The 20236-nt window shown below is 49.2% G+C and carries 17 protein-coding genes; 13 read left to right on the top strand and 4 right to left on the bottom strand.

Features of this window, described 5'->3' with window-relative positions; translation table 11 throughout:
• The first annotated feature begins 5 nt into the window (after nucleotides 1-5).
• From uvrB to F459_RS0116805, 6 genes are all read left to right on the top strand, one after another.
• Nucleotides 6-2003, top strand: coding sequence for an excinuclease ABC subunit UvrB (gene uvrB / locus F459_RS0116830; RefSeq protein ID WP_020613881.1), 1998 nt, complete (start codon nucleotides 6-8; stop codon nucleotides 2001-2003).
• Between the two features lie 276 nt (nucleotides 2004-2279).
• Nucleotides 2280-2561 carry an RNA recognition motif domain-containing protein gene (locus tag F459_RS0116825; RefSeq protein WP_020613880.1) on the top strand — a complete coding sequence of 94 codons (282 nt, stop codon included), beginning with the start codon at nucleotides 2280-2282 and terminating at the stop codon, nucleotides 2559-2561.
• A 115-nt stretch (nucleotides 2562-2676) separates the two neighbouring features.
• On the top strand, nucleotides 2677-3150 hold the full coding sequence (locus F459_RS0116820) for a GNAT family N-acetyltransferase (protein WP_020613879.1): 474 nt from the start codon (nucleotides 2677-2679) through the stop codon (nucleotides 3148-3150).
• A 123-nt stretch (nucleotides 3151-3273) separates the two neighbouring features.
• Complete coding sequence (locus F459_RS0116815; protein ID WP_020613878.1) at nucleotides 3274-4902, top strand: DEAD/DEAH box helicase; 1629 nt, start codon at nucleotides 3274-3276, stop codon at nucleotides 4900-4902.
• A 240-nt stretch (nucleotides 4903-5142) separates the two neighbouring features.
• Complete coding sequence (gene gltB, locus F459_RS0116810) at nucleotides 5143-9672, top strand: glutamate synthase large subunit (RefSeq protein ID WP_020613877.1); 4530 nt, start codon at nucleotides 5143-5145, stop codon at nucleotides 9670-9672.
• A 1-nt stretch (nucleotide 9673) separates the two neighbouring features.
• Entirely contained in the window at nucleotides 9674-11074 is a 1401-nt protein-coding gene (locus F459_RS0116805; protein WP_020613876.1) for a glutamate synthase subunit beta, read from the top strand.
• A gap of 87 nt (nucleotides 11075-11161) precedes the next feature.
• Here F459_RS0116805 and F459_RS0116800 read toward each other — a convergent pair whose 3' ends face one another.
• A complete protein-coding gene (locus F459_RS0116800) occupies nucleotides 11162-11872 on the bottom strand; it encodes an HAD family hydrolase (RefSeq protein ID WP_020613875.1) in 711 nt (236 codons plus the stop codon).
• 149 nt (nucleotides 11873-12021) lie between these two features.
• Between F459_RS0116800 and F459_RS0116795 the strand changes: the two genes are divergently transcribed.
• From F459_RS0116795 to F459_RS0116780, 4 genes are read left to right on the top strand one after another with little or no spacing between them, the layout of a single operon-like run.
• On the top strand, nucleotides 12022-13050 hold the full coding sequence (locus F459_RS0116795; protein WP_020613874.1) for an ABC transporter substrate-binding protein: 1029 nt from the start codon (nucleotides 12022-12024) through the stop codon (nucleotides 13048-13050).
• 21 nt (nucleotides 13051-13071) lie between these two features.
• Nucleotides 13072-13968 (top strand): ABC transporter permease, encoded by an 897-nt coding sequence (locus F459_RS0116790; RefSeq protein ID WP_020613873.1) that lies wholly within the window; start codon nucleotides 13072-13074, stop codon nucleotides 13966-13968.
• Nucleotides 13965-14756 (top strand): ABC transporter ATP-binding protein, encoded by a 792-nt coding sequence (locus F459_RS0116785; RefSeq protein ID WP_020613872.1) that lies wholly within the window; start codon nucleotides 13965-13967, stop codon nucleotides 14754-14756. The genes F459_RS0116790 and F459_RS0116785 overlap by 4 nt, the downstream gene beginning before the upstream one ends.
• Nucleotides 14757-14768: 12 nt before the next feature.
• Complete coding sequence (locus F459_RS0116780) at nucleotides 14769-15416, top strand: alanyl-tRNA editing protein (RefSeq protein WP_020613871.1); 648 nt, start codon at nucleotides 14769-14771, stop codon at nucleotides 15414-15416.
• Nucleotides 15417-15442: 26 nt separating this feature from the next.
• On the opposite strand, the gene F459_RS23690 is transcribed toward F459_RS0116780, so the two are convergent.
• Together F459_RS23690 and trhA are read right to left on the bottom strand one after the other, a co-directional pair.
• On the bottom strand, nucleotides 15443-15661 hold the full coding sequence (locus F459_RS23690; protein WP_211214021.1) for a hypothetical protein: 219 nt from the start codon (nucleotides 15659-15661) through the stop codon (nucleotides 15443-15445).
• Nucleotides 15662-15751: 90 nt separating this feature from the next.
• Nucleotides 15752-16420: a PAQR family membrane homeostasis protein TrhA gene (trhA, locus tag F459_RS0116765; protein WP_020613868.1), complete on the bottom strand. Its 669-nt coding sequence runs from the start codon at nucleotides 16418-16420 to the stop codon at nucleotides 15752-15754.
• A 93-nt stretch (nucleotides 16421-16513) separates the two neighbouring features.
• Here trhA and F459_RS0116760 point away from each other — a divergent pair, with 93 nt between their 5' ends.
• Genes F459_RS0116760 through F459_RS0116750 form a run of 3 tightly spaced genes read left to right on the top strand, consistent with a single transcriptional unit; the run spans nucleotide 16514 to nucleotide 18531 of the window.
• Nucleotides 16514-16879, top strand: a complete 366-nt coding sequence (locus F459_RS0116760) for a response regulator (RefSeq protein WP_013254896.1) — start codon at nucleotides 16514-16516, stop codon at nucleotides 16877-16879.
• Nucleotides 16880-16885: 6 nt separating this feature from the next.
• On the top strand, nucleotides 16886-17500 hold the full coding sequence (locus F459_RS0116755; protein WP_020613867.1) for a hypothetical protein: 615 nt from the start codon (nucleotides 16886-16888) through the stop codon (nucleotides 17498-17500).
• Nucleotides 17497-18531, top strand: coding sequence for a sensor histidine kinase (locus F459_RS0116750; RefSeq protein ID WP_020613866.1), 1035 nt, complete (start codon nucleotides 17497-17499; stop codon nucleotides 18529-18531). Before F459_RS0116755 ends, F459_RS0116750 begins: the two co-directional genes overlap by 4 nt.
• On the opposite strand, the gene asnB is transcribed toward F459_RS0116750, so the two are convergent.
• Complete coding sequence (gene asnB / locus F459_RS0116745) at nucleotides 18532-20034, bottom strand: asparagine synthase B (protein ID WP_026295080.1); 1503 nt, start codon at nucleotides 20032-20034, stop codon at nucleotides 18532-18534. It abuts the gene before it with no gap.
• Between the last annotated feature and the right edge of the window lie 202 nt (nucleotides 20035-20236).

Below are 20236 nucleotides of genomic sequence, written 5' to 3'. Positions count from 1 at the left end.
GTAAAATGGAGAGTGACGGTTTTAAACTTGTTTCAGATTATGCCCCGGCAGGAGACCAGGGGGCTGCAATTGATGCTCTGGCTGATGGACTTTCAAACGGACTTCGCTACCAGACCCTTAAAGGGGTCACCGGCTCGGGAAAGACCTTCACCATGGCCAATATTATCCAGAGGGCTCAGCTTCCCACCTTGGTCCTAAGCCATAACAAGACCCTTGCGGCTCAGCTGTATCGTGAGCTACAAGGCTTTTTTCCGAATAATGCCGTCGAATATTTTGTTAGTTACTATGATTACTATCAGCCCGAGGCATATGTTCCATCCAAAGATCTTTATATCGAAAAAGATTCTTCAATAAATGAGGAGATCGATCGTCTCCGATTATCGGCCACAAGTAGTCTTATGGAGCGTGGCGATGTCATAGTCGTTTCTACGGTGAGTTGTATCTACGGTCTTGGCAGTCCCGTTGCTTATCGCGACATGCGAGTGAAAGCTTGCGTGGGTGAAACCCTGAATATCGCCTCCTTTGCCAGGGACCTGATTCGTCTCCAGTACGACAGAAACGATGCCGTTCTTGAACGGGGTACCTTCCGCATTCGGGGCGATGTCCTAGAGGTGTTTCCTGCCTATCTCCAGGAAGCCTTTCGCATGGAGCTTGATTGGGATGAAGTGGCCCGTATCAGACGAATTCATCCCCTGACCGGTGAGACCATCGAGGAGCTCGGTTCTGTTCAGATCTATCCCGCTAAGCACTTTGTGATGCCGGAAGAGCAGGTACACAGCGCCCTTGAGCGTATTCGCAGAGAGCTGAAGGATCAGCTGGAATATTTTGAACATCGGGGAAAGCTTCTTGAGGCGCAACGCCTTAGGGGACGAACCGAGTACGATTTGGAGATGCTTCAGGAGATGGGCTACTGTTCCGGCATAGAAAACTATTCGGCACCCCTTTCCGGACGAGGCGAAGGGCAGAGGCCTGCCGTGCTTCTCGATTATTTCCCGGAGAAGTTTCTTACCTTCATCGATGAAAGCCATGTCACCCTGCCTCAGGTAGGGGCCATGTACGAGGGAGACCGTTCACGAAAAATGAATCTGGTCGAGCACGGTTTCAGGCTTCCTTCTGCTCTCGATAATCGCCCTCTTTTCTATGCCGAATTTGAGGAACTGACAGACCGTGTCATCTATGTATCGGCCACCCCGGGAAAGCTCGAAAAGCGGCGCTCGGAGAGGCTCGTAGAGCAGATCATTCGTCCCACAGGGCTCTTGGATCCTGAGTTGGAGGTTCGCCCGACAAAGGGGCAGATTGAGGATTTATATGCCGAAATCCGCAAGCGTGTCGAATGCAATGAACGGACATTGGTAACGACCCTTACCAAGAAGATGTCGGAGGATCTGACGGACTATCTTTCAGGACTCGGCCTTAAGGTACGGTACCTCCATTCGGAGATTGAGACCATCGAACGGGTTGAGATCCTGCGGGACCTGCGTTTGGGAACCTTCGATGTACTTATCGGCATTAACCTCTTGCGGGAAGGGCTTGATTTGCCGGAAGTCTCGCTTATTGCGATTCTCGATGCCGATAAGATCGGTTTTTTGCGGTCGGCAACCAGTCTCATACAGACAATTGGTCGGGCTGCACGGAACGAACATGGAAAGGTCGTCATGTATGCCGATAGAATTTCCGACGCAATGAAAGAAGCGATAGGCGAGACCGAACGGCGTCGGGCAATTCAGGAGGCCTATAATGAAGAGCACGGCATCACTCCCACCACTATTAAGAAGGCAGTACAGGATATTCTTGTACGAAAGAAAGAAGAGGCAAAGAAGGGCGAAACAGAGACCATCGAGATGGTCAAGGCTGGTTATAATATCCTTATTCCTGCCGAACGAAAACGATTGATCCGCCACCTTGAGGAGATGATGCTTGAGCATGCAAAGAATCTCGAATTCGAGCAGGCCGCCGTTGTTCGCGATGAGATTGGACGTCTGAAGGAGCTCGGAAAAAAGTAAACGTAGAAATATGGTATCTGTCCCGCAATTGAATCCGTATCCAGAAAAAATAGTTGATTTTTTTGCTGCCTCGTTGTAACCTTTTTAAAGAGCGCTTTTGACGAGCGATGTTCTTGTGATAGTTTAAAGTTGCCGATTTAGCCTGCTGCTTCTGCGGTATCCGCCGTTTTTTGTTTTTCGAAATCTCCCTAAATCGATTCTGCAAACTCTCGTGAGCAAAGACGTCACAAGCCGAATTTCACTATGTACCGGGACATTTTCCCGGAAAGGAATGGTATGGCCAAGAAACTTTATGTTGGGAATCTTAGTTATTCCTCAACGGAACCGGGACTGGAAGATCTTTTCGGACAGTACGGGCAGGTAGTAAGCGCGAAGATCGTCATTGATCGTGAAACCAAACGTTCAAGAGGCTTCGGCTTTGTGGAGATGGAGCAGGATGATGCCGCCGAAGCTGCAATTTCAGCCCTTGACGGGTATGAGCTCGATGGACGCAGACTCCGGGTTAACGAGGCTATGGAGCGGGAACGCCGACCACGGCGTGATTTTCACCGTGACTGATTCCTCCGGGTCAATTTGAATGTTTCAGGGCTTTCCGAACGGAAAGCCCTTTTTCGTTTTAAGCTAAGGATAGCTTCTTGTCTCTTTTATTATACTATGCATATAGTAAAGCATTATGAATGAATTGGTCTCCATTGAAATTTCCGACCCCAACGATCCTGATGCACATCATTGTCTCTCACAGTATTACAAGGAGCTTGCCGAATTATTCACTATCGGTTTTGACCCCTCCGTCTCCTCGACCATGGAGCCCGATGAAATGCGTTTGCCCCATGGTATGCTTCTTGTCGCGCGCAGGAACGGGCAAGCCGTGGGCTGCGGTGCAATCCGTTTTTTACCTGACTATGGGGAGATCAAGCGAATGTGGGTCGATCATTCTGCCCGTGGACTTGGAATTGCCTCCCGGATTCTCGACCGCCTTGAGATGGCTGCCGGAGAGCGGGGGCTTCGGCAATTTCGCCTGGATACCAATGCTCTCTTAAAGGCTGCCTCTACAATGTACGAGCGTAGGGGCTACAGGCCCATTCCCCGATATAACGACAATAGCTATGCCGATCGCTGGTATCAGAAGGATGTGGGAAGCCCTTAGCAAAGCAAGTAGAGCAAAGCGTAAACGGATGCCTTCCGTACTGCTGTATCATTGTTTTCCTTTTTTGTGTAGACTATAGATAGTTCGACCAATATTGAACAATCCACCGCGAAGCGAGCATATATGAGTAATATAACCACTTTTCAGAATCTTGGGCTTTCCCAAGAAACCCTTGATGCAATTGTAAAAAAAGGTTTTGAAGAACCTACCACGATTCAGGCCCGTACCATTCCCGTCATGCTTCATTCTGACGCTAACATCATAGCCCAGGCCCAGACCGGAACCGGAAAGACTGCTGCCTTCGGCCTTCCTCTTCTCGATTTGGTTGATCCTGTTTCCAGGACGGTTCAGGCGCTTGTCTTGGTACCGACCAGAGAATTGGCGATTCAGGTCTCGGAGGAGATCAACTCCTTCCGAGGCTCAAAAAAAGTACGTATTGTTCCCATTTACGGGGGGCAGTCCATTGATCAACAGCTTCGGAGGCTCAAACAGGGGGTCCAGATCGTTGTCGGCACTCCAGGCCGTATTATCGATCATCTGAATCGAAAAACCCTTAACCTAACGGCTATCTCTCACTTGATTCTCGATGAGGCGGACGAAATGCTCAATATGGGCTTTATCGATGAGATGGAAGAGATCCTGAAACATACGAATCCCGACAAACGGACCTTGCTCTTTTCAGCGACGATGCCCGATAAGATCAAAAAGCTTGCCAATGATTATATGGAAGGCTACGAGCTGATCGCTGTAGAAAAGGAACAATTGACGACAAACCTTACCGAGCAGATCTATTTCGAGGTGAAGGCTTCAGATAAGTTTGAGGCCCTCTGCAGAATTATCGATATTGAAGATCGCTTTTACGGCCTTGTGTTTTGTCGAACCAAGAATGATGTCGATACCGTTGTAAACCACTTGCTTGATCGCGGTTACGATGCTGCACCCCTGCACGGGGATATTTCTCAGGCCCAGCGGGAGCGCACCCTTGGAAAATTCAAGCGACAGAACATCAATATTCTCGTGGCCACCGATGTCGCCGCCAGAGGTATCGATGTAAATAACCTTACCCATGTCATCAACTATTCCCTTCCCCAGGATCCTGATGCGTATGTTCATCGAATCGGCAGGACGGGAAGGGCTGGAAATGAGGGAACGGCGATAACCTTTATTACTCCCAGCGAGTATAAACGCCTCATGTTTATCCGAAAGATCACCAAAACCGACATCAAGAAGTCGCAACTACCGAAGGTAGCGGATATTATCGATGCAAAGCGGAAGAAAATAGACGAAGATCTCGGTGCTATCTTTACAAAGGAGATCGATCAAAGTTATTACGATTGGGCAAAACGGTGGCTGGAGGAGAGTGGTAAATCACCAAGTCAGATCCTTGCAGCCCTTCTTTCCCTTTCTTTTAACGATAATTTGAATCCTGATAGCTATGGAGAGATTTCTGAGGTTAGAGGCGGGGACAGAAGTCAGGTCGATCATCACGGCACTGCTCGACTATTTGTAGCTCTCGGAAAAAAAGACCGCATCACTCCCCGGCAGCTCATTGACCTGTTGACGAGTCGATCCCCGGTTCGTCCGAAGCAGATCGGTGATATTCAAATCATGGAAAATTTTTCTTTCGTGACGGTTCCTTTTTTTCTTGCAGAAAAGATAGTGGCCGGTTTTAAAAGTAAAGGGAAAAAGCCCCTTGTTACCAGAGCAAAATCTTTTGAGGACGGTAAGAGGAGAAAACACCGAACAGTGTGATTCCTCTTCATTAAAAAAAGTGCATTTTTCTGTTTTTTCATAAAGAAACATCTTTTCTCCCTTTTTTACGAGAAAATAAAATTTGCCGCAGCAAATTGCCAACTTCCTCCATTGAGGGGGTGTTTACTGTTTATATGCAATGAAAAGTATAAATATACACCTAAAAAGGGGTTATATTGCAATTTTTGTAAATAAATACTTAAATACCGGATGATGTTAAGAACTCGATGGGAGGAATGTATGCAACCTGAGCAAGGCTTATATGATCCGCAATTTGAACATGATGCCTGTGGTGTGGGGTTTATTGCCAATATAGACGGCACAAGGGCCCACGATATCGTAGAGGACAGTATCCAGATTCTGATTAATCTGGAGCACCGAGGAGCTGTCGGCGGCGACATGAAGACCGGAGACGGTGCCGGTATGCTGACCCAGATCCCCGATGATTTTTTTCGTTCCAAGGTCTCTTTCACCCTTCCTCCCGCCGGTGAATATGGAGTAGGAGTTTTTTTCCTCTCCGGCCTGTCCGCCGACTATTATGAAAAAGGGAAAAAGATCGTCGAGTCGACGATAGAAGATGAAGGAGGATCCTTCCTCGGTTGGCGAGAGGTGCCCATCAATACCGATGCCCTTGGTGAGACCGCTCTTGCAAGCCTGCCTGCCATAGAACAAGCCTTCTTTTCTTTTTCTGATCTGAAGGGGCTTGAACTTGAACGAAGACTTTATATCTGTCGTAAATTGATGGAAAAAAGGGCGTCCGACCTGGGTATGGAGATTGATGATTTCTATATTCCCTCACTTTCTTCCCGGACCATCGTTTACAAGGGAATGTTTGTGTCGACGCAGTTTACCGGTTTTTACCCGGATGTCCTTGACCCCCTTTTTACAAGTGCAATTTCACTGGTCCACCAGCGCTACAGTACCAATACCTTTCCCTCCTGGGCCCTTGCCCAGCCTTTCCGCTATATTGCCCATAACGGAGAGATCAACACTCTTCGAAGAAACATGAACAATATGATGGCAAGGGAAACTTCGATCTCATCGCCGCTTTTCGGCGATGAGATCACAAAACTTTCTCCGATTGTAAATCCAGCAACAAGCGATTCGGCCGTCTTCGATAACGTATTCGAGCTGCTGGTGGAAGGGGGCCGGGATATGGACCACGCCATGATGATGATGGTCCCCGAGGCCTTCGGGACCCGCTACCACATATCCGAAGATAAGCGGGCCTTCTACGAATACCATGCGGCAATCATGGAGCCCTGGGACGGGCCTGCCGCAATTGTCTTTACCGATGGGATACGTATCGGTGCGACCCTCGATAGAAACGGCCTCAGACCAGGACGGTATGTAACCACCAAGAGCGGAAAGGTCGTTCTTGCCTCGGAAGCGGGGGTCCTTGAGTTTCCCCCGGAACAAATTATCGAAAAAGGGCGCCTCGCCCCCGGCAAGATGTTCCTCGTTGATACGGAGAAGAAACGGATCTTCAAGGATAATGTGCTTAAGGCCTCTGTCAGCAGGGGTAAACCCTACCGGAGGTGGCTTGAGAAAAATAAAATTGAACTCAAAGGGCTTTTGGGACTTCCGAGCCCCGTTCCTCTGGACGAAGATACTCTTTTAAGTCGTTTGCGGGCTTTCGGCTACACCCTTGAGGATGTGGTGAAGATCATTACGCCTATGACGGTCAATGCTCAGGAACCTATAGGATCGATGGGAAACGATGCCGCCCTTGCGGTACTCTCCGATCGACCGCAACTCTTGTACGATTATTTTAAGCAGATGTTTGCTCAGGTCACGAATCCGCCGATTGATGCCTATCGGGAAAATCTTGTCATGAGTCTCATGAGCTTTGTCGGACGGGAACGCAATCTTCTTGCCGAGTCCCCCGAGCATTGCCGCCAGTTAAAGTTGGCCCATCCCGTACTTACCAACGACGATTTACATCGCCTGCGCAATAGCCAGATCGGCGATTTCCATGTAGAAAGTGTACCGATGCTTTTCCCCTGTTGTGAGGCCGGTGGGGCTCTAAAACCTGCCCTGGACCAGCTTTGCCGACAGGTTGAAGAGAAAATCGACGAAGGAGCATCCCTCATCATCCTCAGCGACCGTGGGATGAGTCAGGAGATGGTGCCGATTCCCGCACTCTTGGCCATGGGAGCGGTACAGCAATACCTCGTCAGACAGGGTAAACGACATCTCTCCGGTATCATCATAGAAACAGGAGAGGCGAGAGAGGTCCATCATGTGGCGACCCTCGTCGGTTACGGCGCAAGCGGAGTGAATCCCTACATGGTCTTCGAGGCCCTGATGGACCTGAAGCGCAGGGGCTATATCCCGGAGGAAATCACTGTCGAACAGGCTGCTGAGAACTACATCACAGCAGTTAAAAAGGGGCTGCTTAAGGTCATGTCGAAGATGGGAATTTCAACCCTCAGAAGCTACCGCGGTTCCCAGATCTATGAGGCTTTGGGGCTCAACAGCGATCTCATGAAGGAATATTTTCCCCATACCCCTTCGAACATAGAGGGAATCGGCCTTGCCGAGATCGAGAGGGAGACGGTCCAGCGCCACCTATCGGGCTATCGGTTTGATGAAAAGCAGCTCGATCATCTCGATTCCGGAGGACTGTACAACTACAGAAAGAATTCCACCCGTCATCGTTTTACTCCCCTTGCCATTGTCAAGCTGCAAAAGGCGGTGAGGGAAGCTAATTATGAAACCTTCAAGGAGTATTCCAGCGAGATTAATAATATCGAAAAAAACCTCTGTAGCCTGCGGGGCTTATTCACCTTTAAAGAACGGGAGGCTATCCCCCTGGAAGAGGTGGAATCGGCGGAGGAGATCGTAAAGCGTTTTGCCTCCGCTGCCATGTCGTTCGGTTCCTTGAGTGAAGAGGCCCATACCACCATTGCCATTGCCATGAACCGTCTCGGGGCCATGAGCAATTCGGGGGAAGGAGGCGAGGATAACCATCGCTACAAACCTCTTCCCGGTGGAGACAGCGCCGTAAGCACGGTTAAGCAGATCGCCTCGGGTCGTTTCGGTGTAACCGGGGAATACCTGGTTAACGCGAAAGAGCTCCAGATCAAGATGGCTCAGGGCGCAAAACCAGGTGAAGGCGGCCAACTTCCCGGTCACAAGGTTGATGATATTATCGCCAGGGTTCGCCATTCGACGCCGGGAGTGATGTTGATCTCTCCTCCGCCCCATCACGATATCTATTCGATCGAGGATCTTGCGCAGCTTATCTATGACCTGAAGCATGCAAATCCAAAGGCAAGGGTTTCGGTCAAGCTGGTTTCGGAGGTCGGCGTGGGAACCATCGCGGCAGGGGTTGCAAAGGGAAAGGCCGATATGGTGCTTATCAGCAGCGGAGAGGGGGGAACCGGTGCTTCTCCTCTCTCTTCACTCTACCATGCTGGCTCATACTGGGAGTTGGGCCTTGCCGAGACACAACAGGTCCTTGTGCAGAATAAGCTCAGGGAAAATATCCGGGTCCAGGTGGACGGTCAGTTGCGGACCGGACGCGATATCGTCGTTGCCGCTATGCTGGGGGCCGAAGAGTTCGGTTTCGGTACGGTTACCCTGGTGAGTCTCGGTTGTATCTTGATGCGTAAATGCCATCTCAACAGCTGCCCTGTGGGGATTGCAACCCAGGACGAGCGGTTGCGCTGTCGTTTTCAGGGAAAGCCGGAACATTTAATGAACTTTATGCTCTTTGTTGCCAGAGAGGTGAGAGAGATCATGGCGAGTTTAGGCTTTAGACGCTTTGAAGAGATGGTCGGACGAAGTGATCTCCTGGATGTGACCCATGCGGTAGATCACTACAAAATGACGGGGCTTGATCTTTCAAAGATTCTCGAGGGATCGGATCCGAATTCTGACGCACCTCGGCGATGTCTTGGCTACATAAAGACCGACTTTACCAAATCCTTTGACTGGCACATGATCCAGGAGGCCAAGCCGGCAATCGAGAAAAAAGAGCCGGTTGAACTGAGCTATAAGGTGAGAAACAGTAACCGAACAATCGGGGCGATGCTCAGCAGTGAAGTCTCAAGTCGATATGGGCTTGAAGGGCTTCCTGAAGATACCATAAAAGTACATCTGCAGGGGTCGGCCGGGCAAAGCTTCGGAGCCTTTCTGGCCCGTGGAATAAGCCTTTCCCTGGAGGGTGAGGCCAACGACTATTTCGGTAAGGGGCTTTCCGGTGGAAAGCTTGCGGTGTTTCCTCCGAAGGGATCACAATTTCTCGCACAGCGGAATATTATTACCGGCAATGTTAACCTTTTCGGGGCGACAGGCGGGGAGGCCTACATAAACGGGAGGGCTGGTGAACGTTTTGCCGTCCGTAATAGCGGTGCAGTCGCCGTTGTCGAGGGGGTCGGAGATCATGGCTGCGAATATATGACCGGGGGTGCTGTTATCGTTCTTGGTGAAACCGGCATCAATTTTGCAGCTGGGATGAGCGGCGGTATCGCCTATGTCCTTGATGAGAGTCAACTGTTCGACACTCGCTGTAACCTGGAAATGGTAGATGTCGAGCAGATTACCGACGAAAAGGACGAGGCCTTTATGAGGCACTATATCGAACGCCACGTCCGTTACACGGGAAGCAGGAACGGTGCAAGAATTCTTGAAATCTGGGATGAAATTGTGCCGTTGTTTGTAAAGGTTATCCCGATTGATTACAAAAAGGCCCTCGAACGGATCAACCGAAACAGGGTGGTCCAGTCCGAGAGTGCCTTTATCACCGAAGAGGTGGGAGGCTGACATGGGAGAATTACTTGGATTTCTAAAATATCAACGCCAATTAGGCGGTTATCGGGATATGAACGAGCGAGTTCAAGATTACCACGAGGTGATGAAAAATCTCGAATATGGAAGGTTGAGTCAGCAAGCTGCCCGCTGTATGGACTGCGGTACCCCCTTTTGCCATGCTCTGGGCTGTCCCCTCGGAAATATCATCCCTGAGTTTAACGATATGGTCTATCGTGGGCTATGGCGCGAGGCCTATGACCGCCTCGAGCTTACCAATAATTTCCCTGAGCTTACGGGCAGGATTTGTCCTGCAACCTGTGAAAGTTCCTGTACGCTTTCTATTAATGATGCCCCGGTTACCATCCGCGCCATCGAGCTTGCGATTATCGAGATGGCCTTTGAAAACGGCTGGGTTCTCCCGCAACCGCCACGACATGAAAGCGGTAAAAAAGTGGCGGTGGTCGGATCCGGTCCTTCCGGTTTAGCTGCCGCCCAGCAGCTGCGAAGGATGGGGCACAAGGTCACTGTTTATGAACAGGCCTCGAAACCCGGCGGGCTTTTGCGCTATGGCATTCCCGAATTTAAGCTTGAGAAACGTATCATCGATCGCAGGCTCGAGATCCTTCAAAAAGAGGGTATTGAGTTCGAGACCGGAGTGACGGTGGGAGTCGATATTTCGGCCCGGTATCTAAAACGAAAACACGATGCGGTGGTTCTTGCCCTTGGCTCAAGGGAGCCTCGAAGGCTTCCGGTCCCCGGCATCGATAACGAAGGTATCTACTTTGCCCTCGACTATCTTACCAGCGTGACGAAGCATCTTCACGGAGAAATAAGCGACAGGGAACTGATTTCCGCAAGGGGTAAAAAGGTGCTTGTCATAGGAGGCGGTGATACCGGAGCAGACTGTGTTGGAACCGCCAACCGTCAGGGAGCGGAGAAGGTATACCAGTTTGAAATTATGCCCAAACCAAGGGAATGGCACGAATCATGGAACCCCCAGTGGCCCGACTATCCCAGAATCCTTCGCACCTCTTCAAGCCATGAAGAGGGAAGCGACAGGCGATGGAGTATCAAGACAAAGCAACTGTATGGAATGGCAGGAGTGAATGTCGAGAAGGGAATCTTCTGTGATCTGGATGATCAGTTGAAAGAAGTGCCGGGTACCGAGTTCACCCTGGAGCTCGACATGGTGCTCATTGCAGCAGGTTTTGTCCATGTCGAACATTCTCGTCTTATCAAGGATTTTGCCATAGGCCTTGATAAACGGGGAAATATAGCCGTTGATGATGGTCTGGCTACCAATACGGAAGGCATTTTTGCCGCTGGTGATGCGGTGCAGGGGGCGAGTCTTGTGGTAAAAGCGATCGATATGGGGCGCAGAGTCTCCGACGTTGTCGATCGCTACCTTCGTTAGGAAATTATGGGTTACTTAGTGTTCCGAATCCTGGAAATGTAAGGATTTTTCTGGTAAAACGGCATAAGATCACCACGATTCCGGACACTACGTACGGGTTACTGTAGGAGCCCCTCCTTCGGATTGGAAAAGGTTCGGTGGAGGGGTTTTTAGGGCTTCCGCAAGGTCAGCCGCCACATAATCGGCACCGGCGGCCAACAAGGCTTTGGCATCAAAACTTGAGGTAAGGCCGAGACAGCGTGCTCCTGCGGCCTTTCCTGCTTCTATTCCCCTGACAGCATCTTCCACAACCAGGCAATCACCTGGATCGATCCCCACCTTTTGTGCCGCTCTCAGGTAAATTTCGGGATCCGGTTTGTTGTTTTTCACTTCCGCACCATGCACCGTGGCATCGAAATCCTCCTGATGGAAACCAAGCTCCCGAAGATTGGCCATCATTTTGCGTTTATCGGCACTTGTAGCAATGGCAACGGCAAGGCCGGCCTTTTTGCAGGCCTGAACGAAGGCCCGGGCCCCGTTGATCTCATGTAGATGCCCCTGTATGAGCTCTTCATAGATTTCATATGTTTTTTCTTTATCTCGGGGCATGGTGAGGCTGATATTATATAGTTTCCCTACTCCTGTAATGAAATTGCCCTCTCCTGTCCCGACAAAGGGCAGAAAGGTCTTGGGATCCACCTCTGTATCGTAGCCTTGGCGAAACATTTCTATTGCCGCTTCCGCAATGTACCGCTCGGAATCGACAAGCACTCCATCCATATCGAAAAGTACCGCTCGAAATGATCTACTTGTTTTCATCTGTGCCTCCACACTTCTGCCCATACTGCATGATAAACAAAATAAGCGGGGAAGAAAACCATCCGAAAGCGCTTGACCGGAAGAAGCTCTTCGGATAAAGTAACTTTGTTACTTTTAAGAGAAACGTCTATAAAATAAGGAGTACAGGCATGAAAAAGATCGGTTTTGCCGGCATATCCCTGTTGATGCTGCTGTCGCTACTTGGAGGGTGTGCAAAGGAGACAGCGGAGGAGGTTTCCTCGGTTCCCGTTTCGGAAAAACAAAGCATCACCATCGGTATTTCCAAGATTGTTTCCCATCCCGCACTTGATGCCATTGAGAAGGGAATACAGGATGAGTTAGCCCAGCTGGGATACGACAATGTTGTCTATGATTTGCAGAATGCGAATGGGGATCCCAACACGGCAAAGCAGATAGCGGTTAAGTTTAAGGCCGATAAGGTTGATCTTGCGGTCGGTATTGCAACTCCGACGAGTCAGGCCTTGGTTTCGACGCTCTCCGGGGTTCCTATCGTTTTTTCCGGGGTTACCGATCCGGTGGGAGCTGGTCTTGTTCCCTCCCTCGACCGCGGTGGGGAATATATCACTGGTTATTCGGATATGACCCCTGTACGTGAACAGATTGAGTTTCTCGCCAGTATCATGGATCTGAAACGGCTTGGACACGTCTATGCCTCAGGTGAGGCAAATGCCGTGGTTCTGGCGGATATGGCTCGGGATGTTTGCAAGGATTTGGGCATCGAATTCGTCGAATCTACGGTTACCAATTCATCGGAGGTCAAACAGGCTACGCAGGCAATTCTCGGAAGGGTGGATGCTATCTATGTCAGTACCGACAATACCGTGTTCTCGGCCTTGAACTCCCTTGCAGAGACAGCCTTGGAAAAGCAGATACCGGTTATGTCGGCCGATCCCACATCGGCTGAAACCTTCCCTGTGCTTGCTGCCATCGGTTTCGACTACTATCGTCATGGCCGTGCCACGGGACGGCTTATCGCAAAGATCCTGGAAGGTGCCGATCCTGCCGAGATTCCGACCCAGTTTATGACCGATCCGGAGGATTTGGATCAGCTCGTTCTTAACAAGGATGTTGCAGATGCTGTGGGTATCACATTCTCACAGGGTGTACTGGATCGTGCCTCGGTCCTAGTAGAGAACGGCGAGATTGAACGTAAATAGGCTAAGTAGCAAGGATCATTTGTGATTGAAGGTATATTACACGAGGGCCTGATCTACGGTATCGTCGCCTTGGGGGTGTTCATCACTTTTCGAATTCTTGATTTTCCGGATCTCACCGTCGACGGAACCTTCCCCTTCGGGGCAGCAATCGCCGCCTCTTCGATTATGGCGGGAGCTCCGGTTCCCGTCGCTATGCTCCTGGCTCTCGGCGGAGGAGTGATTGCTGGGCTCACAACGGCCGTCATCCATAACAAACTGAAGGTTCCCAATTTACTTGCCGGAATTCTGACGATGACGATGCTTTATTCGGTTAATATCAGGGTTCTCGGTGGAAAGGCAAATGTGCCGCTTCTCCACGTTACCACAGCCTTTTCCTGGGTAAAAAAATTGAGTGACCGCATAGGCATTGGACGGGAATATGGTGTACTTCTTTTTTTGCTCCTTGTTGTTGTGGCTTGTATTGTCCTTCTTGATCTTTTTTTTCATACGGATATGGGCCTTGCCATGGGCGCCATGGGAGATAATCCCCAAATGGTGATAAGCCAGGGGGTCAACCCCGAGGTGATGAAGATGATTGGGGTGGGTCTTTCCAACGGACTGGTTGGTGTCGCCGGTGGCCTTTCTGCCCAGTTCCAAGGCTTTGCCGATGTAAACCTTGGACAGGGCATTGTCGTCTCCGGCCTCGCGTCTGTCATGATTGGAGAGTTCCTCATCAGTTCCAATAAGATAGGTCCGTTGCTTATTCGAGTGGTGTTGGGAGCCGTTGTGTTTAAAGGACTAATGTATCTTGGACGATATTACGGCTACTACATCAATCTGACTCCAAACGATTTAAAATTGATTACCGGACTTTTGGTCATCCTTTCATTGTTCCTTTCACAGTTAAAGCATAAGAAGCGAAGGAGGGGAAGCGTATGATCCATCTTGAGTCGGTGACGAAGATTTTCAATGAAGGAACGGTAAACGAGACGACGGCGGTCAGAAACCTCAATCTTACCGTACGGGAAGGGGATTTTGTTACCGTCATCGGATCGAATGGTGCGGGGAAATCTACCCTCCTAAACCTTATTGCCGGAAGCTATGCCCCAAGCAGTGGAACTATTTCCGTAAACGGAAATGAGGTAACAAAGGTTCCGGAGTATCGGCGGGCACGCTATATCGGCAGAATCTTCCAGAATCCCCTTTTGGGTACTGCAGGGAACATGAGCCTGGAAGATAATATGATGATCAGTTACCGTAAAGGCTTTAAGGGCTTGAAGATCAGCCTGAACCAAAAGATGCGAGAGCTTTTTCGCCGAGAGCTTAAAGCTCTTGATATGGGACTTGAAGATCGCCTGGAAAATAACGTGAGTCTTTTGTCTGGCGGGCAGCGCCAGGCCTTGACGCTGCTGATGATGGTCATCAGCAGACCCTCTTTGGTCCTGCTTGACGAGCATACCGCTGCTCTCGACCCCCGGAACGCGGCAAAGGTGCTGGAGCTTACCAAACGGTTTATTACCGAATATGGACTTACGGCCATCATGATTACTCATAATATGGAATATGCCATCCGCTATGGAACCAGACTGCTCATGATGGACGGGGGCGAGATTATTTTCGATATAGACGGTAGAGAAAAAAGCAGCCTGACCGTGGATCGCCTGGTGGCAAAATTTCACGAATTACGTAATCATGATCTTGCCAGTGATAGGGTACTTTTATCCTGAAAGGGGTGGATGATGGCCGTTGAGAAGCTTTTCTGGAGTGATCCTTACCTTACCGAGGCCGATGCGACGGTTACCGGAATCGACGGGGCGAAGGTGACCCTTGACCGAAGCATCTTTTTTGCCTTTTCTGGGGGGCAGGAGAGTGATTACGGCACGATAGGCGGATTCTCGGTTGATGATGCATGCATAGATGGAAAAGAGATTATCTATACGCTTGAGACGATCCCCTCTTTTAAAAAAGGAGATTCTGTTACCATCCGTATCGATTGGGAACGTAGATATAAGTTGATGCGTCTGCATATGGCGGCGGAGCTCGTGCTGGTACTTGTTATGAAGATGTTTCCGGGAATCGAAAAAATCGGAGCGCATATAAGTGAAAAAAAAAGCCGGCTTGACTTTGTTGCCGATAGCGTTCTCCGTCAGACGCTGCCCGAGATTGAAGAGCGGGCTTTAGCCCTTGTGGCAGAAGATGCTCCCATTATAAGTGACTTCTCAGATAAAGCAGCGGCCAGGCGCTTTTGGCGTATAGACGGCTTCGGCTCTCTTCCCTGCGGCGGAACCCATCTTAAACGGACAGGAGAAATCGGCCCGTTACGACTCGGTCGCAAAAATATCGGCAAGGGTAAGGAACGAATCGAAATCGAGCTTTCTGTTTCATAGGCCTTGCTGTGTGCGATAGTGATGGGCTAACCGTTGTTATTCGTTGCCATCTCATATTCGCGGTAGAGGTAGCGTTTTATTTTTTGTGAAGATGTTTTTTCGAAGGGCTCGTCTCTCAATATGAAGTTGGATATCTTTTTGTAGGACTCAAGGCCCCTGTTGATTTGTTCAACCTCTTTTTTTACCAACGCTCTGACGGCTTCACGCTGCCCCTTCGGTATCTGAGAGCTTCTCTTCCTGCCCACTGTTTTTCGCTTTCCTCAAGCCAGGCAATGAAATTGGGAAACTCTATGTCAGGCCAATCGGCAATATACTCCTCAATCCGCAACATTATCCTACCCAAACAATTTTTCTGCAAATCCGATAAAAAACAAGATACTGCCGCCGAGAACAAAAAGGTGCCAAATTGCGTGGTAGTATGGCAACTTCTTCATGGCGTAGAAAATAACGCCAGCGGAGTAGGTAATACCCCCGGCAAGAATCCAGGAGGTAAGCCCGCTGGGAAGAAAGGGAATGATATCTTTCCAGAAGAAAACAATCATCCAGCCCATGGCAAGATAAAAAACAACGTGTAAAGCTCCGTAACGCCCCCAGAAAACCAGGGTAAAAAGGACACCGAGAGCGGATATGATCCATACGGAAGCAAGCAGAATCCAGCCGATCCTTGAATTAAGAAAAATAAAGATGGGCGTATAGGTTCCCGCAATGAGAAAGTAGATATTTGCATGATCAAGGATCCTACATATCCGCTTTAGATTATTTTTCGGAAGCGCGTGGTAGAGTCCCGATGCCGTGTAGAGAACAAACATCGAGACAACATAGACAAAAGCGCCGGTAATCATGGATCTCCTGGAGAAGTAGGGGATGCGCAGGAAAATCCAGATAATGGCCCCAACGGAAAGAATAGCGCCGAGAAAATGGGTGAGGGCATTCGCCGTCTCTTCCCGACGATTGTCATGGTCGTGGAGCGTTATGTGCTGTTCCAGCCAACTGTTTACTGACATAAGGTTTTCTCCTTCGGCTGCCTCTTTAATTAATTACTTGGAATATGATAGTATTTACCGACATTTTGATGCAAGTACGAGAAGGGATCTTCCATGGCAAAGTTATTGATAATCGACGACTCTTTTGTGGCACGTATGATGATTCGGAAGGTCCTTGAATCTGCCGATCACGAGGTGTTGGAAGCTTCTGATGGTAACGAGGGCATGATTCTGATAGAAGAAAAAAAGCCGGACGCGGTTCTTCTGGATCTTCTTATGCCGGGGGAGTCGGGTGAAGCGGTCCTTTTGAGACTTCGAAAGCATTTTCCCTCCCTCCCTGTGATTGTCCTCTCTGCTGATATCCAGGAAACTACTCGGGAACGTTGCATACGATCGGGAGCCAACGGATTTGTCAGTAAGCCTCCCCATCCCGATACCCTTCTTCCTGCTGTTGCCATGCTTTTTCAGTCGACGAGGTAGCCTGTTGTGAGTATTTCCATTAAAGAAGAGCATCTTGAGTTGTTGCGTGAGTTGATAAACATTGGGGTGGGAAAAGGCGGAGAGATACTTAACAAGATGCTTGGGTCGCATATCACACTTGATGTTCCCGACGTCACCATTGTCGAGGAGGAACATTTTCTCGACTTCCTCTTACGGCCCAACGATCCACTTCTTGCGGCTGTTAATATGGAATTTCTCGGGGCTCTCGCCGGTACGGTAAATCTTGTTTTTCGTGCAGGCGATGTGGATAAGCTGGTGGTTCTTGCCACGGGAGGCGGGGAGGCGGATACCGGCATCGATATGGAAAGTTTACGTACAGGGAGTCTTCTTGAGATAGGAAATGTTGTTATCAACGGGGTCGTCGGGACCCTGAGTAATATGCTCCATTTGAAACTCAATTATTCGATTCCCGCTTATCTTGAAGGAAATATCAAACAAATTATCGATAAGATGAGAAAGGATGATGATGCTACGATTTTGATCATTGCCAAAACCCGTTTTCGGGCAGAGAGCCTTGATCTTGAGGGTGATCTCATCTTTTTCTTGGGGATTTCCAGTTATCAAGAGTTGGTGGATTCATTTGGAAGGCTTACACAATGACCGGTGAAGGAGATAATCAATTTCAACTCTTCGATGCCCTTCCCGAGGCTATTTTAATCCTTGATCGTCGGTTTCAAATTCGATTCTGGAACCACATTATGGAGCAGTGGACGGATATTAGTCGCATAGATGCTCTTGGACGTGACCTTCGTATCTTACTTCCCTGTTTCAAAAATCCTGTCTATGCGTCTCGTTTGGAACCGCTCTTCAGCGATGGAGTGCCTGTGATTTTTTCCAGCCAGTTTCACCCACATCTTTTTCCTTCTCGGCTGGTGAATGGGACATGGCGCACCGAACAGACGATCGTGAGCCCCCTTTCCGGCAAGGATGAGGAACCTCTGGCACTTTTTACCGTTATCGATGTGACTCCCCATACCGAAACGCTAAAAAAACTTGATGGTAGCATAAAAGAAAAGGAACTCTTGATTCGTGAGGTCCATCATCGGGTAAAAAATAATCTCAATCTTGTGTCGAGCCTTATTGGACTACATGCGGAAAATCTGAAAAAAACGGAAAGAAAATTGGCACCTATTCTCGATGAACTGCGTGCCAAGATTGATTCTCTTTCACTGCTTTATACAAAGCTCTATAAGGGGAAGGTAACCAGCAGCATTGATCTGAAGGAATACCTGGAAGAGCTGATCGAAAATCTTTTCCAATCGACACTATCGAATACCTCTCAGATTTCTCTTCATCTTTCCCTTGCTCCCCTTACCATCAAAACCGACCGGGCCATTGCTCTTGGTCTTATCGCCGTCGAACTGTTTACCAATGCGCTCAAACACGCATTTCCCGATGGGGAAAAAGGGAATATAGGCGTCCAACTCCTATCCCCCTCGGAACATGAGATAGAACTCTCTGTTTATGACGACGGTCAGGGGCTCCCCCGCGATTTCGAAGTACAAAATGGTAATACCTTCGGCGTTGTGGTCATTAACGGCTTGGCCAAACAAATTGGGGGTAACTGCTGGTGGGAAGGAAATAAAGAAAGGGGAACCCGTTTTCGTCTCCTTTTTCCCGGAGATCCCTAATTACTCAAGATCGGGACGTTCTCCCCAGCGGGCGACCTGCCGCACCATTTGTTCATCGTGACGAAAAAGATCCTGGAAGAGGAGGAAGTAATATGCCTCTTCTTTCGATCGTAGCCGAGCCTCCGGATGTTTTTTTATGAGCCTTCCTGCTTGTTCATCCGAGAAAAGCTCGGATGTCAGTTGCGGTAAAAGGTCGGTCATTCCCGTCCCTTCGTCGAATTGTTCTTTTGGTCTCCATACGATTTTTTCTGGTAAGAGTTTTTCATATGTTTTTCGTAATATCCACTTTTCGGCCGGGGGAGTTCCATTCAATTTCAGCTCTACGGGAATACGCTGTGCCGTTTCGATTACTTTCAAATCAAGAAAGGGAACTCTTGCCTCGATAGAATGGGCCATGGTAATACGATCAACCCGTTGTAGGTTGATATTGTGAAGCGTTTTGATCGACCGCAGTAGTTCCTTATGAAGTTGTGCATGATCGGCAATCGACCTGTAATAGGTATAGCCTCCGAAAAGTTCATCGGCTCCTTCCCCTGTCAGAATCACCTTGACCTCTTGAGCGGCCAGCTTTGCGGTGAAATAGGTGGGAATAGAGCTTCGTACCAGGTCCTGGTCAAATGATTCCAGATGATAGATAATACGTGGCAGCTCAGCCACGATTTCTTCTTTGGTGATGATATATTGATGATGCTTCGATCCTATATGTGAGGCAACCAGTTGAGCGGCTTCAAGATCGCTGCTTCCCTCAAGGCCAACCGAAAAAGTGTGGAGATCCGGCTTTTCCTGGGCAACTACAGCCGATATGATGCTACTATCGAGTCCCCCGGATAAAAAACAACCCACTGGTACATCGCTCATCAGTCGCTTATGTACTGCTTTATCTATATCATTGCGCAGCAGTGATACATGTTGTTCAATGGGAAGCTGCTCGGCTTGTTTTGAAGCCAGGGTGAAATATCGTTCCATCCCCCTTGTCGTGGAATAGGTACAACCAGGAGGAAATTCTGAGAGGAGGCAATCCTCTCCTGCACTTGTTTTTTGCTCAGATGTGAATAGTACTTTTCCCGTTTTCTTCCGACCCCAGTAAAGAGGTTTTATGCCGATGGGATCTCGAGCTAAGAAGATCGACTTCCCATCGGTGATGCAAAAGGCAAACATTCCGTCAAGCAGTTTCACCATTTCGGGACCCTTTTCTTCGAAAAGATGCAGCAGCACTTCGCTGTCGTTATTGGTTTTGAAGCTATGCTTGCCGGTAAGTTTCTGCCTTAGTTTCGGATAATTGTAGATCTCTCCATTTGCAATGACCGCTAAACTTTTGTCTTCGTTAAAAATAGGTTGGCGTCCACCTGTCGGATCCATAATTGAAAGACGTGCATGGCCGAGCGTGCCATTTTCGCAGTCGTAAAATCCGTCTTCATCTGGCCCCCTATGGCGCATACGCTCTACCATTGTTTCCACCATTGGTCTTTCTTCTGCATTCCATATGCCGCATATTCCACACATTAAAATCACCTCACTACGATAGTATACTACTACTGTCCGGAATCGTGGTGATTCCTTTACCTTTAAGCCCATGCATAAGAAGGCAGATAGTCAATCATCCACCGTAAGGCCGTGGGAATACACCTGACCCACAGCTCCCTTCCACTCCGATTCATGGGCTGGTTCCGTAGGAAAAACCTCCGCCTGGTATACAGACTCCTCA

Source organism: Sediminispirochaeta bajacaliforniensis DSM 16054, assembly GCF_000378205.1.
GTDB lineage: Bacteria > Spirochaetota > Spirochaetia > DSM-16054 > Sediminispirochaetaceae > Sediminispirochaeta > Sediminispirochaeta bajacaliforniensis.
This window is presented reverse-complemented; position numbering and strand designations above follow the sequence as displayed.